This is a genomic window from Citrobacter sp. CK199 (genome assembly GCF_030333285.1).
In the GTDB taxonomy this organism is placed as follows: domain Bacteria; phylum Pseudomonadota; class Gammaproteobacteria; order Enterobacterales; family Enterobacteriaceae; genus Citrobacter_B; species Citrobacter_B koseri.
On record NZ_JAOWGF010000027.1, the window covers coordinates 143,490 to 159,487 of the forward strand.

Consider the following 15,998-nt stretch of genomic DNA (forward strand, 5'->3'; position numbering starts at 1 on the left):
AGACCATAAAGGATCGTTCACCTGTGCCACGCTACCAGCAAATCGCCCGTCAGTTAAAAAACGCCATTGAGCATGGCGAACTCAAGGCCGGGGCGCGTTTGCCGTCCAGCCGGACATGGTCGCAAGAGTTAGGCGTTTCACGCTCGACGGTCGAAAACGCGTACGGCGAGCTGGTGGCGCAAGGCTGGCTGGAGCGGCGCGGGCAGGCCGGTACGTTTGTCAGCGGGCATGTACGTCCAGAAAAAACGGTCGCTACGCCTGCCGTTTTCGCCGGAGAAAGCCAGACGCCCGATCCATTTCAAATGGGATTACCTGCGCTGGATCTTTTCCCGCGTGAGATTTGGGCGCGGGTGATGGGGCGTCGCCTGCGTACGCAGACCCGTTTTGATCTCGCGTTGGGCGACGTCTGCGGCGAAGCGATTTTGCGCGAGGCCATTGTCGATTATCTGCGGGTGTCGCGCAGTATTGAATGCCTGCCGGAACAGGTGTTTATCACTTCCGGCTATGCGTCCTCAATGACCCTTATCCTGCGCGCGCTGGCGAAACCAGGAGAAGGCATGTGGGTTGAAGATCCCGGGTTTCCCCTTATTCGCCCGGTGATTGCCCAGGAAAATATCGGGCTGATGCCGGTTCCGGTCGATGATCATGGATTGAATGTGGCGGCAGGCATTCACGATTACCCGCAGGCGCGTTTTGTGTTGTTAACGCCGGCCCACCAAAGCCCGCTCGGCGTGGCGCTCTCTTTAACCCGTCGCCGCCAGTTACTTGAATGGGCGGCGAGCGCGCAGGCATGGATTATCGAAGACGATTATGACAGTGAATTTCGTTACCACGGCAAGCCGCTTCCGCCGCTGAAAAGCCTCGATGCGCCGCAGCGGGTGATCTATGCCGGAACGTTCAGCAAGTCGCTGTTTCCGGCGCTGCGTACCGCATGGCTGGTGGTTCCGCTTAATCAGGTGGCGCGTTTTCGTCAACTGGCGGGGCTGATGGCCTGTAGTGTGCCGGTGCTGTGGCAGCAGACGCTGGCGGATTTTATCCGCGATGGTCATTTCTGGCGGCATTTGAAAAAGATGCGCCAGCATTACGCCAGGCGACGGCTTTGGATGGAAGAGGCGCTGCGTGAGCAGGGATTCGCCGTTGTCCCGCAGGAAGGCGGCATTCAGCTGGTTGTTGCAGTGGATGCTGATGACCGGTTGCTGACGGCGAAAGCCAATCAGGCCGGATTAGCGGTGCAGGCATTGAGCCGCTGGCGGCTTAAGTCAGAAGGAAGGGGAGGACTGCTGCTGTCGTTTACCAACATCACTTCAGCGGAAATGGCAAAACAGGTCGCACGTCAGCTACGGGAAGCCATAACCGACACGCCGTCGGCCGGATAAGACGCTCTGCGTCGCATCCGGCAAGATTCCCCGTTAACGGCGTAAACTTAACAGCGCCCCGACAACGATGCCGACAGCGGCGGCTGTCCCCATGCTGCACCAGGGTTTTTCTCGCACAAAGGTATCCGCGCATCCTACGGCATCACGCGCCGCCTGTTCTACTCGCGTGCGGCCATGCATACGGGCACGGGTTTCTTTCAGCAATGCCTGCGCTTTGCGCCGCGCGGTTTCCGCTTCATCTTTGGCATCGCTTCCCCATGATTTCAGCACGTCTTCAAGGGTATCGGCTAATTGACTGACATCGTTCTGAATATCCTGAACATTTTCATCGGCGTCTTTTCGGCTCGGTCGGTTAAACATATGATCCTCCATTGATTTCGATGTGAACTTCAGTGTAGTCCATATTTTTTATCTTCTGAGGCGCGTCACGGTATATTCGCGAGTTTATGGATTTTTCTGAAAGCGTTGCTAATGCTGGATCGGGTAAGGTAAGCCCGCAGTAAAGGATAACGAGGATAAAATATGTATTTACGACCCGATGAGGTGGCGCGCGTACTTGAAAAAGTGGGTTTTACCGTAGATGTGGTAACACAGAAAGCATACGGTTATCGACGTGGCGAAAATTATGTGTACGTTAATCGTGAAGCGCGTATGGGGCGTACCGCATTAGTGATTCATCCGACGCTAAAAGAACGCAGTTCTTCACTGGCAGAACCCGCTTCGGAAATTAAAACCTGCGATCATTATCATCAGTTCCCGCTTTATTTAGGCGGAGAAATTCACGAACATTACGGCATACCGCACGGCTTTAGTTCACGGATTGCGCTTGAGCGCTATTTGCATGGACTGTTTGGCGAAGCAAAACCAAATTCAAACTAATGAAGCGACTGGCCTTGCCAGTCGCGAAGAAAGCGGATCTCAGGCTTTGGCCTGGTGGTAGCTGCTGACTTTGAACAGGCGGCGGCAATAATCAAGGAAGTAGCCGTAAACCGCGCCCATCAGCATGGATATCACGATATTCGAACTGACTGCCGCTGTAATCTGGTGCCAGTCTGCGCCGACCGTCAACAAAATCGCGACATAAACCGGAGACTGGAAGGTGACGTAAGCCAGTACATCCGCCAGATTCTTCACCCAACTCGCCGGGCTCGCCTTACGCGCGACGCGCATAATCGCATCACGATACATTCCATAGGGCCACGCGATCAGAATATTGACCGGAATGGCGACCAGACGGGAAGACAGCGACTGTTCAAAGGTCATTCCAGAGAGGAATATCTCGATCAACATGTTCACGACAGAACAATAAACAACCATCGCGAACGTGTCTGCGACTGCATGACGCAAGCGTGACTGCGGTGAGAACATGTTAATGCTCCTTGTAAAAGGGTAAAAATCGCCATTGAACGTGTGGTTGTAGTGATTTAGCGTAGTACTTTCGCTAATGCATAGCGTATATCTCTACATAATAACTAGCAACTAGTGTAAAATTTTTATTTATTGCCTTTTTGTCGATAAAATACTCTGCCGATGTCTGTTTTTTGTTCGTTTCGGGATTTTCGTTGTCCGCCGTGACTAATGTTTTCCAAATCAATGGCTTAACTTTTATTGGTTTTTTCGGCGTTTTGCGCAAGCAAGGCGGGAGTGAAAGGGCATCGACGGTTGCTGTTGTGTACGCCAGGGAGGGGCCGCTTTTTTAATTTCGCAGGCGTGCGTTATTCAGGCTGAATATATAACGGCGAAGGCGAATAAATATAAGCGGCGGTGTGCAGGCCGGATATTGCTGTATATCCCACTCTCTGGAAATATAATCAATAATCGAATATACTTTCTGGCGTAATACTTGTTTTCCCCTGCGTTAAAAGGTTTTATTGTTATGACTTTGATGTTACAGAATTTAAATAATATCCGTACACTGCGCGCAATGGCCCGCGAATTCTCCATTGACGTTCTTGAAGAAATGCTCGAAAAATTCAGGGTTGTCACTAAAGAAAGACGCGAAGAAGAAGAAGAGCAACAGCGTCTGCGCGCTGAACAGCAAGAGAAAATTAATACCTTTCTGGAGATGATGAAAGCCGACGGCATCAATCCAGAAGACTTATTAAATATGGGGGCGGCAACGCCGCGTTCAGGTAAAAAACGTACACCGCGCCCGGCGAAATATCGTTTTACCGATTTTGATGGTGAGACGAAAACATGGACTGGTCAGGGGCGTACGCCTAAGCCGATTGCCCAGGCGCTGGCGGCGGGGAAATCTCTGGATGATTTTCTGATCTAATTTCGCGGTATCTTGCCGGATGAGACGGTGCTTATCCGGCTGATATCAACCTGGTCAGTACAAACCACCCGGCCCGCCGGGGACTGCGGCGATTCTGGCGCCACCGCTTAATGCGTTCGCCGGTTCCAGGGCATCTTTTCGAGCAGTCGCGCCATGCCGCAGAAACCCGTGAATCCCGCCAGCATTAACCCGGCGCCAACAAAGCCGCTGATCAGGAAGAAACCGCTACTGACGGTGTAACCCAGCGCAACGCCCAGTAAAACCAGTCCTCCGGCGGCAATTTGCACCTGACGCATCAGCGGCAGCGGCTGAGACTTATCTTCCGCCACGGGCAGGCCCGCAGCTTTCCAGCCTTCGATTCCCCCCTCCAGCAGCCAGACTTCTGCGGGGGCGGCGACCGCCTGGAGCGTTGCGGCATTGCCGCTGGTACGCCTGCCGGACTGACAGTGAAAGATGACGCGTTCAGCCCGTAACGCCGCCGGAAAAGCGCCGTGCTCAAGCGTGGAGAGCGGCGCCAGCTGCGCGTCGGGAATATGTTCGCGCAGGTATTCATCGGCGTCACGGATATCAATCAGCGTTGCCCCTTGTACTATCAGCGCCTGTGCTTCGCGCGGGGAAATCGTCCCGGTTGTCATGGTTTCTCCTGGTGGACAATACGGTGTATTTAGCAGCGTAAATCAGCTTCCTGGCAGCGTAAAGGGTGTAAATGAGGAATGTCTTGTTCGCCTTACAGTTTGCGCCAGCAATATGTCATGCCGTTTCCCTGTTAAGCCGCTTCCCTCTGCTACACTCTCTGGGTGTCTATTGTGTACAACCGAGGTAAATATGGGTCTCTTCAATTTTGTGAAAGATGCGGGCGAAAAGCTCTGGGATGCCGTAACCGGAAATCATGATAAAGATGATCTGGCGAAAAAGGTGCAGGAACACTTAAACAAAACCGGTATTCCTGATGCCGATAAAGTCAATGTGCAGGTGACGGACGGTAAAGCGACGGTAACGGGCGACGGTTTAAGTCAGGAAGCGAAAGAAAAAATCCTCATTGCGATCGGGAATATTTCCGGGATCGGCAGTGTGGAAGATCAGGTTAAAACGTCAGCGCCTGCGGCGGAGAGTCAATTTTATACGGTGAAATCAGGCGACACGTTGAGCGCTATTTCAAAACAGGTTTACGGTAATGCCAATCTGTACAACAAAATCTTTGAAGCGAATAAGCCGATGCTGAAAAGCCCGGATAAAATATATCCCGGGCAGGTTTTACGTATCCCGGAAGAGTAACCGGACTCAGCTCTGTTCCTGCTGAAGTTTACCGGCCATCGCCTGTTGAATAATCGGAATTGGCGTCAGTAAATGCTGGCGCATTAATTCGCTGGCGCGTGCGGCATCGCGCGCCAGAATAGCCTCCATAAGCGCCCGATGCTGAATATGTTTATCTTCGAGCATTTCAACGGACAGAACCGTTTTGCGCAGCCAGATAAAACGGTAGCGTGCCGCCAGATCGAAAAGTCGCTCGCGCATTTGCAGCAGATAATGTGAGCCGCAACCGGCAACAATGGCCGTATGAAATGCCTGATGGCGCTGATCCCACTCGTCCAGCATACGTTCGCTGGCATCGCTCGATTCCAGTTTGTTGAGCATATGCGCCCTGGCGAGAATATCGGCTTCCCACTCATCGCCGCCACGCGCAATAGCCAGTTGCACCAGCATGGCTTCCATATTGGCGCGGGCATCGAAAATATCGAGCAATTCCTGCTCCGACATTGACGCCACGCGATAGCCTTTCTGGTTCACCACCGTGACCAGCCGTTCCGCCACCAGTTGAGAAAGCGCCTCCCGCAACGGCCCCACGCCTAACTCATAGCGTGATGTTAACAGACTCATGCGCAGCTTCTCATCGGGCTGATAAACGCCGCGAATAATATCGTTTTTGAGCCATCGGTATCCATCTATGGCCGTCGGTTGGGCAGAGGCGGTCATGGTACAACTCCTGAATAGCATTGGGCTGATATCCCGGCGCGCGCCGGGACACAGGTCTAACGCGTATTTTGCAACGGCGTTTTTTGCCACAATACCAGTTTTTTCCAGCGGGACATAATCGGCACGGTGCAAATGATCCCCAGTCCTAACAGCCCGGTAGAAATCACCTCCAGCTGTTGCGCCGGTCGGAATAGCATCACCACCAGCACAAAGCAGATAAAAGCGATAACCAGCCAGGTCAGCCACGGATAGAGCCACATTTTCAGCTTAATTTCGCTCCCTTCCGCCAGCAGGATTTTCCGCATTCTGAGCTGGGAAACCGCAATCACCAGGTAGACGAGCAGGGCGATCGCGCCGGAGCTGTCGATCAGGAATTTAAACACTTTCGCCGGGGCGTAATAATTTACCACCACCGTGAGAAATGCCGCCCCCGTGGATAACAGCACCGCCACATACGGCGTCCTGCTGCGGTTGAGTTTGCCCATAACGGCGGGCGCATCGCCACGACGGCTGAGGGAGTAGAGCATTCTCGACGCCGTATACAGCGCGGAATTCAGGCAACTGGTGACTGACAATAAAATCACGCAGTCCATGATCGCTTTGGCATAAGGAATATTCAGCAATTCCAGTACCGAACGGTAGGAACCAACGTCTTTGAGTCCCGGCATGTTCCACGGGATGAGCGCGACCACCACGAAAATAGAGCACAGGTAGAAGATTGAAATACGCCAGATCACCGAGTTGGTGGCGCGCACGATATGCTTATCCGGCGTGTCGGACTCGGCGGCGGCAATCGTGACAATCTCTGCGCCCATAAATGAGAACATGGTGATCAGCATCGCGCTCAGTACCGCGCCGAAGCCATTGGGCATAAAGCCGCCATGATCCCACAAGCGTGAAACGCCGCTCACGTCTGCGTAGGGATAAAAGCCGCTAATTGCCGCCGCGCCCAGCGCGATAAACGCCAGAATGGCAATCACTTTGCACAGCGCCAGCCAGAATTCGAACTCGCCGTAATTTTTGACGCTCAGCAAATTACTGCCGGTTAATGCGATGGTGATCGCCAGAGAGAACAGCCAGATGGGGACGCCCGGTATCCATGAATGCAGGATGATGGCGGCAATATTGGCCTCCAGTGGGATAACCAGCACCCAGAACCACCAGTACAGCCAGCCGATGGTGTAGCCCGCCCAGGGGCCGATGGCTTTATCCGCATAAGTTGAGAAAGAGCCGGTATCCGGCGTGGCGACGGCCATTTCGGCCAGCATTCGCATAATCATAACGACCAGCAACCCGGCAAACAGGTAAGCCAGCAGTACCGCAGGCCCGGCTTGCGCAATCGCGACGCTGGAACCGACAAACAGACTGGCGCCAATGACGCCGGCGATAGACAGCATGGTGACGTGGCGGGATTTCAGTCCGCCACCTAAAGCATGTGATTCTGACAATTGCCCCATCTTCTTACCCCGTTATTGTTATTGAAGCTGTTGGCTGCTCTTGATGCGTAGGCCCGGTAAGCGGAGCGCCGCCGGGCATCACAACATTGCCGGATGGCAGCGCAAGCGCCTTATCCGGCCTACAACGACCTAACCTTGCTTCGCCTCATCAAAACACTGGGCGATGATGTCCAGCCCTTGCTGAATTTGCGCTTCTTCGATAGTCAGCGGCACCAGAATGCGCAGCACGTTGTAGTACGGCCCGCAGGAGAGCAGGATCAGCCCTTTATCACGGGCGCGGGCGACGATGTCGGCGGTCAGCTTCGCGTCCGGTTTGCTGCGATCGCCATTTTCAAACAGCTCAATGGCGATCATCGCTCCCGGGCCGCGCACGTCGCCAATCTCGCGGTGCGTTTCAGCAATATTCAGCAGCCCTTTACGCAGGGTTTGCCCCAGGTCTTTGGCTTTTTGCAGCAGGTTTTCCTGCTCGAAAATGTTCAGTACCGCCAGCGCGGCGGCGCAGGCGAGAGGATTACCGGCGTAGGTGCCGCCCAGACCGCCTGGCGGGATGGCGTCCATCACATCGGCGCGACCGGTTACTCCCGCCAGCGGAAAGCCGCCAGCAATCGATTTGGCGAAGGTGGTGAGGTCCGGCGCGACGCCCGTCTGCTCCATCGCAAAAAGCGTACCGGTACGCCCCGCGCCGCTTTGCACTTCATCGGCAATGAGCATGATCCCGTGTTCGTCGCAGAGTGCGCGCAGACGTTGCATAAAAGCGGGCGAAGCCGCATAAAAACCGCCTTCTCCCTGTACCGGTTCAATGATGATGGCGGCAATATCTTCCGGCGCGGCATCGTTTTTAAAGATGCGCTGGATGCTGGCAATCGCGTCATCATCACTGATGCCGTGCAGGGCGCAAGGGTAGAGCGCGCGGTAAACGTGGCCTGGCATCAGCCCCATTCCGGCAGAGTAGGGATTGACTTTTCCGGTCAGCGACAGGGTGTAGTGGGTACGGCCATGATAAGCGCCGCTAAAAGCGATGGCGCCGCTACGCTTTGTCGCCGCTCTGGCGATTTTCACCGCGTTTTCCACCGCTTCGGAACCGGTAGTCACCAGCAGGGTTTTCTTCGCGAAATCGCCTGGCACCTTCTGGTTCATGAGTTCGCACAGCTCCAGATACGGTTCGTAGGCGAGCACCTGAAAACAGGTATGCGACAGCTTTTTCAGTTGTGCTTCGACCGCCGAGACGATCTCCGGGTGCAGGTGCCCGGTATTCAACACCGCAATACCGCCTGCAAAATCGAGATACTCGCGGCCTTCCACATCCCAGACCCGGCAGTTTTCCGCGCGATCGGCAAAAATAGGGTGGATCTGTCCTACGCCGCGAGGGACGGCGTTACTGCGGCGATGCATTAATTCTTTATTGCTGCTCATCAGGTGTTCTCCAGTATTGTTTTTTTAAAGGCCGATGCACATGTATTTGATTTCTAAATAATCTTCGATGCCGTACTTAGAACCTTCGCGGCCTAGACCGGAGGCTTTAATCCCGCCGAATGGCGCGACTTCGTTGGAGATAATGCCGGTATTGATGCCGACAATGCCGTACTCCAGCGCTTCGCCGACGCGAAACACGCGGCTTAAATCGCGGGCGTAGAAATAGGCCGCCAGACCGAACTCGGTATCGTTCGCCTGCGCGATCGCGTCAGCTTCATCTTTAAAGCGGAATAGCGGGGCGAGGGGGCCGAACGTCTCTTCTTTAGCCACTTTCGCGTTATTGGGGACGTCCACCAGGATGGTGGGCTGGAAGAAGTTGCCGCCGAGCGCATGCGCCTTACCGCCGCAGAGCACTTTTGCGCCTTTCTCCAGCGCGTCGGCGATGTGCTCCTGCACTTTGGCTACCGCTTTTTCGTCAATCAGTGGCCCGGTGGTGACGTCTGCTTGCAGGCCGTCGCCGAGATGCAGCTTGCTCACCGCCTGCTGGAGTTTTTCCGCAAAGCGGTCATACACGCCGTCCTGTACATACAGGCGGTTAGCGCAGACGCAGGTCTGCCCGGCATTGCGAAACTTAGAGGCCAGCGCGCCTTCCACGGCGTTATCCAGATCGGCGTCATCAAAGACGATGAACGGCGCGTTGCCGCCCAGCTCCAGCGACACCTTTTTGATGTCTTTCGCACACTGTTCCATCAGTTGACGGCCAATTTCGGTTGAGCCGGTAAACGACAGTTTGCGCACCAGCGGGTTGCTGGTCAGTTCATTGCCGACCGCTCCCGCAGAACCGGTGATGACGTTAAAGACGCCTGCGGGAACCCCGGCGCGGTTCGCCAGTTCAGCCAGTGCCAGTGCGGAAAACGGCGTCTGGCTGGCGGGTTTCAGAACCATCGTACAACCGGCCGCCAGCGCCGGGCCGGCTTTGCGGGTAATCATCGCCGAGGGGAAATTCCACGGCGTGATGGCGGCGGTAACGCCAATCGGCTGCTTGATAACGATCAGGCGCTTATCGGCCTGGTGGCCTGGAATCGTGTCGCCATAGATGCGCTTACCTTCTTCGGCAAACCATTCAATAAAAGAGGCGGCATAGCTGATTTCTCCTTTTGCTTCCGCCAGCGGCTTCCCCTGTTCCAGCGTCATCAGGCGGGCGAGATCGTCCTGGTGCTCCATCATCAAATTGAACCAGCGACGCAGAATATTCGCCCGCGCTTTGGCGGTGAGCGCGCGCCAGGCGGGCAGCGCGCGGTTAGCGGCGTCAATGGCTTCGCGGGTCTCTTCTGCCCCCATTTTCGGTACGCTGCCTAACGGCTGGCCGTTCGCTGGGTTGGTTACGGCGATTGTGTCGCCGCTTCTGGCGTCGTGCCATTGCCCCTCAATAAACGCCTGCTGGCGGAACAAGGTGGGATCGTTAAGTTGCATGATTGCTTCCTGTCTTAAAAGGGTTAACGGGTGAATGCGGCGTTTAATGAGTCCACGCGACGCGCCGCACGTAGCGTGCGTCCGGGATGACTCTGGCTTGCCAGCAGCGTCTGCACTTTGCTGACGATATGCGCCCCGATGGGAATGGCTGATGTGGCCGCCGGAGAGGGCGCATTGCAGGTGTGAATGGATCGTGGCGTGGTAACAAACAGGAAATCGTCGATCAGCTTGCCATCCGGCGACACCGCCTGCGCCCGCACGCCAGCAGGCCACGGCTGCAAATCTTTTAAGGTCAGGCTGGGGCAATATTTTTGCACCAGCCGCAGATAGCCGCTTTTGCACAGTGAGTTCTTCATCTCGCCAAGCCCTGAGCGCAGATTGTTTTGCAGCACGCGGCGGATGCCGGACGAACCGAAAATTTCCAGCGTATCGGATAATGAAAAATCGCCTTTCCGGTAGCCTTCTCGTTTAAAAGCCAGCACGGCGTTAGGCCCGACGGTAACGCTGCCGTCGATCATCCGGGTGAGGTGGACGCCCAAAAACGGCATCGCCGGATCGGGAATGGGGTAGATCAAATGGTTAACGATTTGATTATGCTGCGACGCCAGGCGGAAATATTCGCCACGGAACGGGCAGATGATAAAACCGGGATCGACCCCCAGCATTTTAACCAGCCGGTCGGCCATCAGCCCGGAACAGCTAATCAGGGTTGAGGCTTCGTATATCTGCCCGCTCCGGGTTGTGATCACCACGCCCGCCGCATGTTCCTTCAGCGCGCTGACCTCCGCGTTGTAGACAATCTCACCACCTTTGGCCTGGAAGATTTTCGCCATTGCCGCCGTCACGTCCCGGTAGCTGACAATCCCGCTGGAGGGGACAAAAATCCCGCCCAGACCGGTGATGTTCGGCTCCCGCTCCCGCAGTTCCGCCGCGCTTAACCACTCGCGTTCCAGACCGTTTGCCGCCGTGCGATCCCACAGCGCCCGCATCCGCGCCATTTCCAGTTCGGATGTCGCCACCAGCATTTTCCCGCAGGTGTCGTAGCGAATGCCGTTTTGATCGCAAAAGGCTTTGGTGGCGCGATTTCCGGCGAGGCAAAACTGCGCTTTGAGGCTACCGGGAGTGTAGTAGACCCCGGCATGGATCACGCCGCTGTTGTGACCCGTCTGATGACAGGCCGGTTCGGACTCTTTTTCCAGCAGGGCGATGCTGGCGTCTGGATACACATCAATAAGCTGCATGGCGGTCGACATGCCGATAATGCCGCCGCCAATAATTACAAAATCATACATCCGCTCAATTCCTTCGTCTGACCGCGCTTATTGATGAGTCTGGTAGCAATGGGTGGAATAAGCGAAATAACCGCGCTGGCGCATCAGTTCACGGCGCAGATCCGGGTGTGGCGTAAAACGATCGCGCCCGTGCAGCCAGAACAGGTTGTTAATCAACAGGAATTTACCGACCGGCACCGGAACAGAGAGGATGTTTTTGCTGGTTTCCAGCGCATCGGAGAGATCGCTGAGCCAGACGCCCTCTTCAAAATCTTTTGGCTGGACGAACTGGTCGATATAGCGCATGACCGGGCGCCCCTGCTGGTCAACGTCAAATACCGGATGATAAACATCGTGGCTGACGTTTTTGCTCGGCGGCGCGGCAAAACGCATGGAGCGACGTGCCAGCGGGTGGCTGAAAAAGCGCTCCAGATGTTCCCAGTCATCAAGGTGTAGCAACAGTGAGTTTCCGCCCGCCATATTTTGTTCGTCGATTTTCATCATCAGCACGTAGTCGGTAACTTCCTCAACGTAGGTGCCGTCGTTATGCAGCTCCATCACGCGGTGCGGTTGTCGCAGGTAGCTGTCTGAATTATCGACGTTCTTCACCACAAAGCGCGCGTAGTACTGGCCGCTCATCGCATCGTAATTAGAGCGCCCGATAAGGTGCGCCACCGCCGTCGCCAGCTTGACCATCTCGTCAGCCTGTTCTACGTTGTCGATCCCTTCGGCGTTGATCAGCAGTGCGCCTTCGGCGCGATCCAGCAGCGTTTTAATAAGCAGCGGCTGTAGCTGGTTGCCACATAGGGCGTCGAGGATCTGACCGACCTTAAAACGTAAAAAGGATTTGTATTCCAGCGCCTGTACCGGCCACTGTTCCACCTGCTGCAAAAATTGCGCCGTCGTTTTTGCGCTAAAGGTCAGTTCCAGCAGACGCGGCGACTGTACGGAAGGGGCGAAGGTAAATCCGGCGTCGCTGCGGGTGACACTATCAGCATTTGTTTTTACGGCGGTCAGTGCATTCATCAGAATCGATCCTCTCAGTAAATGGTCAGGGAGACATGGCGATGCTCATTTCGTAGCCATAAACTAAAAATATCTACATTTTTGATAAACGCATACAAAACTGACGATTTGTTTAATTTTTGTGATCAAAAGCAACAAATATTTAACATTATAAATATCAGGGATTAAGAAATGAGACAGGATTTACATCCGCAGCCTAAACTGATTCTGTTTGTGAAATAGCAGATGAGCGGGAGACAGGGATTAAGCCATTGATAAAAAATCTATTCCGACGCCTTAAATGGATGAGTACCGGACTGGCATCGCTCATCAGGCATGTGGCGTTGACGCTGCTTGTGGTTCTGATCGTTTTTCTTGGCGTGCGGGTTTACCAGACAGAAAGCGGGCCCGATCTTCATCTCTGGCATACCTGGACCGGTAGCGAAATGTCTGCCAACGCGCTGGATAAGGCCACTTTTTCGCAGTACCTGGCGCGGGAAGAGGCGCTGTTTAGCCATCTGAAAACCGGGGTGACGGATAAGCTGAAGCCGGATGAGCAGACGCCCATCAACCGTTTTTACCATAACAGCCGGGTCTGGCCGCCGCAGTTTTCGCCCAACGGCAATCGCTCGTACGTACTCATGCCGCAGGGTAAACCGCGTGGCGTCGCCGTGTTACTGCATGGCTTAACGGATTCGCCCTACAGCATGAAATACGTTGCTAAGGATTATCAGCAGCGTGGCTTTATCGCCGTTGTGCCGCGTTTGCCTGGGCACGGCACTGCGCCCGGCGCGTTAACGGCGGTGGAGTGGGAACAGTGGCTTGCCGCCTCGCGGCTGGCGGTTCGGGAAGCGACGCGGCTTGCGGGGCGAGATGTGCCATTGCATCTGGTGGGCTACTCAAACGGCGGGGCGCTGGCGCTCAAGTACACGCTGGACGCGCTGGAAGACAACACGTTGCGGCGTCCTCAGCAGCTTATCCTGCTGTCGCCGATGATCGGCGTGACGGCATTCGCCCGTTTTGCCGGACTGGCGGGTTTACCTGCGCTCTTTCCAGCGTTTGCCAAAGCGGCGTGGTTGAACGTCACGCCAGAATATAATCCGTTCAAATATAACTCGTTTCCGGTTAACGCCGCGCGTCAGTCTTATCTGCTGACAAAAGCATTACAACAGCAGATTTCGCGGGATGCGCGAAGCTCCCGCCTTAACGAACTGCCGCCGGTGTTGACCTTCCAGTCAATTATGGATTCCACGGTGAGCACCCGTGCAGTGGTGGATTCGTTTTATCGTTATCTTGGCAATAACGGCAGTGAGCTGGTGCTGTTCGATATCAATCAGGCCGCCAGTCTGCGTCCGCTGTTGCGCACCTCATCGTATACCGCCATTACTCAGTTGTTACCGCCTGCGCCGCGCAACTATCGCACGACAATTATCACGAATGCGACGCCGGAAACGCTGAATGTCGTGGCGCGCGATACCCCGGCCGGGGAGCATGTGGAGCAGGTTCAGCCGTTACCGTTGGCCTGGCCGCAGGAGATGTATTCGCTGTCGCATGTGGCGGTGCCGTTTCCGCTCAGCGATTCGCTGTATGGTCTGCAACCGGACGAACTGAACCGCTATGGAATCAGTATCGGGACTATCGCGCTGCGCGGGGAAACGTCCACGCTGGCGGTGGGGCTGGATACGCTGATGCGCGTGACGTCGAATCCTTTCTTCCCGTATATGCTACAGCGGATTGAAGCGCGACAGTGATGATTGCCGGATGGCGCAACACCATCCGGCAATCCGTTAGCCGATATCCACCTGTGGCTTATTGTTGCGTTTGCGGAGCAGGCGCAGCAGCGGCGGGATGATAATCACCGCTATCGCCATCGTCAGCAGCGCTTTCGTCACACCGCTCTCCCACAAAATCGCCATATTGCCGTTGCTGATAGAGAGCGCGCGGCGCAGGTTCTGCTCCAGCATTTCGCCCAGCACAAAGCCGAGGATCAGCGGCGACATGGGGAAGTGCATTTTGCGCAGAATGTAGCCCAGTATGCCGAGCGCCACCATCAGCACCAGATCGAACGTGGTGCTGTGTACCGCGTACACGCCGACCGCAGACACGGCGGCAATCGCCGGGACAAGGAACCACAGCGGGATGGTCAGCATACGGGTGAACATGCCAATCAGCGGGATGTTCATGACCAGCAGCATCACGTTGGCGATCAACAGCGCGGCGATCAGCCCCCAGACGATATCCGGCTGTTCGGTGAACATCGCAGGCCCTGGCGTGATGTTATACAGCGTCAGCGCTCCCATCATTACCGCCGTGGTGCCGGAACCCGGTACGCCGAGGGTCAGCATGGGGATGAATGAACCGCAGGCCGACGCGTTGTTAGCGGCTTCCGGTGCCGCCACGCCACGGATATCGCCTTTACCGAAGCTGTCGCTGTTGCCGCTGATCTTCTTCTCGGTCATGTAGGTGATGGCGCTGGCGATGGTGGCGCCTGCGCCCGGCAGCACGCCGACGAAGAAGCCAATCACCGATGAGCGTAACGTTGCGCCCACGCACTGCGCTCCTTCTTTGGCGTTAAATAACATGCGCCCGGTTTTGCGTACCAGTTTCTGGCCGCTGCTGGTATGTTCCAGCATTAATAGAATTTCTGAGACAGAGAACAAACCGATCACCACCACGATGAACTGCACACCGTCGGAGAGATGTACGCTGTCAAAAGTAAAGCGATAAACCCCGGTGTTGGCGTCTACGCCGACGGTCGCCAGACCCAGACCGATCAGCGCTGCCAGAAATGATTTCAGTGGATTTTGCGCCATCATGCTGCCGAGGCAGGCGATGGCAAAGACCATCAGCGCAAAGTATTCCGCCGGGCCAAACGCCAGCGACCATTGCGCCAGCAACGGCGCGAACAGGATGATCCCGCCGATGGCGATAAGCGATCCAAAAAATGAACTGACCGCCGAGATGGAAAGCGCGACGCCGCCGCGCCCCTGTTGCGCCATCGGATAACCGTCGAGCGCGGTCATGATCGCCGCCGCATCGCCGGGCACGTTGAGCAGAATCGACGAAATACGCCCGCCGTATTCACAGCCGATATAAACCGTAGCCAGCAGGATCAGCGCGGACTCCGCAGGCAGATGCAGAGCGAAAGCCAGCGGCAGTAAAATCGCCACGCCGTTAATCGGGCCAAGACCCGGCAGCAGGCCGACAATGGTGCCGACGAAGCAGCCGATCAGCGCGATCACCAGGTTTTCCGGCGTCATTGCCACCGCAAAACCCTGAGAAAGATATATCCAGGTATCCATCGTTTCTCCGTTAACTCAGCCAGGCGCCGAGAGGTAAGGTGACGTCAAGCAGACGGTCGAAGGCATACCACAGCAGGATGCCGAGAACCGCGCCGGAAATGCCCGCAGCCGGGATTGTTGCGCCGAACAGAATGCCGATGACCAGGGTGAGAATGGCGGTGGCAACCGGGAAGCCCAGCCACTCAAATCCCCAGGCGTACATCAGCAGGACAATCACCATCGTGAGCAGCTTTTGCAGCACATGGTGGTGAGGCCAGCTAACGGTATCGGGATGACGCAATAACAGCGCCAGCGCGCAGAGCGCCATCAGACCGATAATGCCCAGCGGAAACGGGCGAGGGCCGACCGGTTCGTAGCTGTATTCACTCTGAATCTGCCAGGCGATGAACAGCCCGGCAACGCAGAGCAACAGCCAGATACCTGCAAAAATACGATCGCTCATGATTGCC

General features: G+C 55.7%; 16 protein-coding genes. 5 read left to right on the forward strand and 11 right to left on the reverse strand.

The features are described 5' to 3' along the window. Positions 1 to 23 precede the first annotated feature (23 nt). Positions 24 to 1,376, forward strand: a complete 1,353-nt coding sequence (pdxR, locus tag OGX75_RS14590; RefSeq protein ID WP_199977582.1) for a MocR-like pyridoxine biosynthesis transcription factor PdxR — start codon at positions 24 to 26, stop codon at positions 1,374 to 1,376. Positions 1,377 to 1,409: 33 nt separating this feature from the next. Here the strand turns inward: pdxR and OGX75_RS14595 are convergent, their stop codons facing one another. Then, on the reverse strand, positions 1,410 to 1,736 hold the full coding sequence (locus tag OGX75_RS14595; RefSeq protein ID WP_024130880.1) for an ElaB/YgaM/YqjD family protein: 327 nt from the start codon (positions 1,734 to 1,736) through the stop codon (positions 1,410 to 1,412). 162 nt (positions 1,737 to 1,898) lie between these two features. Between OGX75_RS14595 and OGX75_RS14600 the strand changes: the two genes are divergently transcribed. Continuing rightward, positions 1,899 to 2,255: a DUF2002 family protein gene (locus tag OGX75_RS14600; RefSeq protein WP_012134782.1), complete on the forward strand. Its 357-nt coding sequence runs from the start codon at positions 1,899 to 1,901 to the stop codon at positions 2,253 to 2,255. Between the two features lie 39 nt (positions 2,256 to 2,294). Here the strand turns inward: OGX75_RS14600 and alaE are convergent, their stop codons facing one another. Beyond that, positions 2,295 to 2,744, reverse strand: coding sequence for an L-alanine exporter AlaE (alaE, locus tag OGX75_RS14605; RefSeq protein WP_024130879.1), 450 nt, complete (start codon positions 2,742 to 2,744; stop codon positions 2,295 to 2,297). A gap of 508 nt (positions 2,745 to 3,252) precedes the next feature. Between alaE and stpA the strand changes: the two genes are divergently transcribed. Continuing rightward, on the forward strand, positions 3,253 to 3,654 hold the full coding sequence (gene stpA, locus OGX75_RS14610) for a DNA-binding protein StpA (RefSeq protein ID WP_130028078.1): 402 nt from the start codon (positions 3,253 to 3,255) through the stop codon (positions 3,652 to 3,654). 107 nt (positions 3,655 to 3,761) lie between these two features. Here the strand turns inward: stpA and OGX75_RS14615 are convergent, their stop codons facing one another. Further along, positions 3,762 to 4,289: a rhodanese family protein gene (locus OGX75_RS14615; protein WP_115181245.1), complete on the reverse strand. Its 528-nt coding sequence runs from the start codon at positions 4,287 to 4,289 to the stop codon at positions 3,762 to 3,764. A 190-nt stretch (positions 4,290 to 4,479) separates the two neighbouring features. Here OGX75_RS14615 and lysM point away from each other — a divergent pair, with 190 nt between their 5' ends. Further along, on the forward strand, positions 4,480 to 4,929 hold the full coding sequence (gene lysM / locus OGX75_RS14620) for a peptidoglycan-binding protein LysM (protein WP_012134776.1): 450 nt from the start codon (positions 4,480 to 4,482) through the stop codon (positions 4,927 to 4,929). Positions 4,930 to 4,935: 6 nt separating this feature from the next. On the opposite strand, the gene csiR is transcribed toward lysM, so the two are convergent. The 6 genes from csiR to glaH form a co-directional block, all read right to left on the reverse strand. Next, entirely contained in the window at positions 4,936 to 5,628 is a 693-nt protein-coding gene (gene csiR / locus OGX75_RS14625; protein WP_012134775.1) for a DNA-binding transcriptional regulator CsiR, read from the reverse strand. Positions 5,629 to 5,684: 56 nt separating this feature from the next. After that, complete coding sequence (gene gabP / locus OGX75_RS14630; protein ID WP_024130878.1) at positions 5,685 to 7,085, reverse strand: GABA permease; 1,401 nt, start codon at positions 7,083 to 7,085, stop codon at positions 5,685 to 5,687. A 129-nt stretch (positions 7,086 to 7,214) separates the two neighbouring features. After that, positions 7,215 to 8,498 (reverse strand): 4-aminobutyrate--2-oxoglutarate transaminase, encoded by a 1,284-nt coding sequence (gene gabT / locus OGX75_RS14635; protein WP_012134773.1) that lies wholly within the window; start codon positions 8,496 to 8,498, stop codon positions 7,215 to 7,217. A 24-nt stretch (positions 8,499 to 8,522) separates the two neighbouring features. Continuing rightward, positions 8,523 to 9,971 carry an NADP-dependent succinate-semialdehyde dehydrogenase gene (gabD, locus tag OGX75_RS14640; RefSeq protein WP_286451356.1) on the reverse strand — a complete coding sequence of 483 codons (1,449 nt, stop codon included), beginning with the start codon at positions 9,969 to 9,971 and terminating at the stop codon, positions 8,523 to 8,525. A 23-nt stretch (positions 9,972 to 9,994) separates the two neighbouring features. Beyond that, positions 9,995 to 11,263, reverse strand: coding sequence for an L-2-hydroxyglutarate dehydrogenase (gene lhgD / locus OGX75_RS14645; protein ID WP_134769130.1), 1,269 nt, complete (start codon positions 11,261 to 11,263; stop codon positions 9,995 to 9,997). 27 nt (positions 11,264 to 11,290) lie between these two features. Next, a complete protein-coding gene (gene glaH / locus OGX75_RS14650; RefSeq protein ID WP_058667993.1) occupies positions 11,291 to 12,268 on the reverse strand; it encodes a glutarate dioxygenase GlaH in 978 nt (325 codons plus the stop codon). A 254-nt stretch (positions 12,269 to 12,522) separates the two neighbouring features. Between glaH and OGX75_RS14655 the strand changes: the two genes are divergently transcribed. Further along, positions 12,523 to 13,998 carry an alpha/beta hydrolase gene (locus tag OGX75_RS14655; protein ID WP_225622018.1) on the forward strand — a complete coding sequence of 492 codons (1,476 nt, stop codon included), beginning with the start codon at positions 12,523 to 12,525 and terminating at the stop codon, positions 13,996 to 13,998. Positions 13,999 to 14,034: 36 nt separating this feature from the next. On the opposite strand, the gene OGX75_RS14660 is transcribed toward OGX75_RS14655, so the two are convergent. Both OGX75_RS14660 and OGX75_RS14665 read right to left on the reverse strand, forming a co-directional pair. Then, positions 14,035 to 15,549, reverse strand: coding sequence for a tripartite tricarboxylate transporter permease (locus OGX75_RS14660; RefSeq protein ID WP_012134767.1), 1,515 nt, complete (start codon positions 15,547 to 15,549; stop codon positions 14,035 to 14,037). Between the two features lie 10 nt (positions 15,550 to 15,559). Beyond that, entirely contained in the window at positions 15,560 to 15,994 is a 435-nt protein-coding gene (locus tag OGX75_RS14665; protein ID WP_160880288.1) for a tripartite tricarboxylate transporter TctB family protein, read from the reverse strand. Between the last annotated feature and the right edge of the window lie 4 nt (positions 15,995 to 15,998).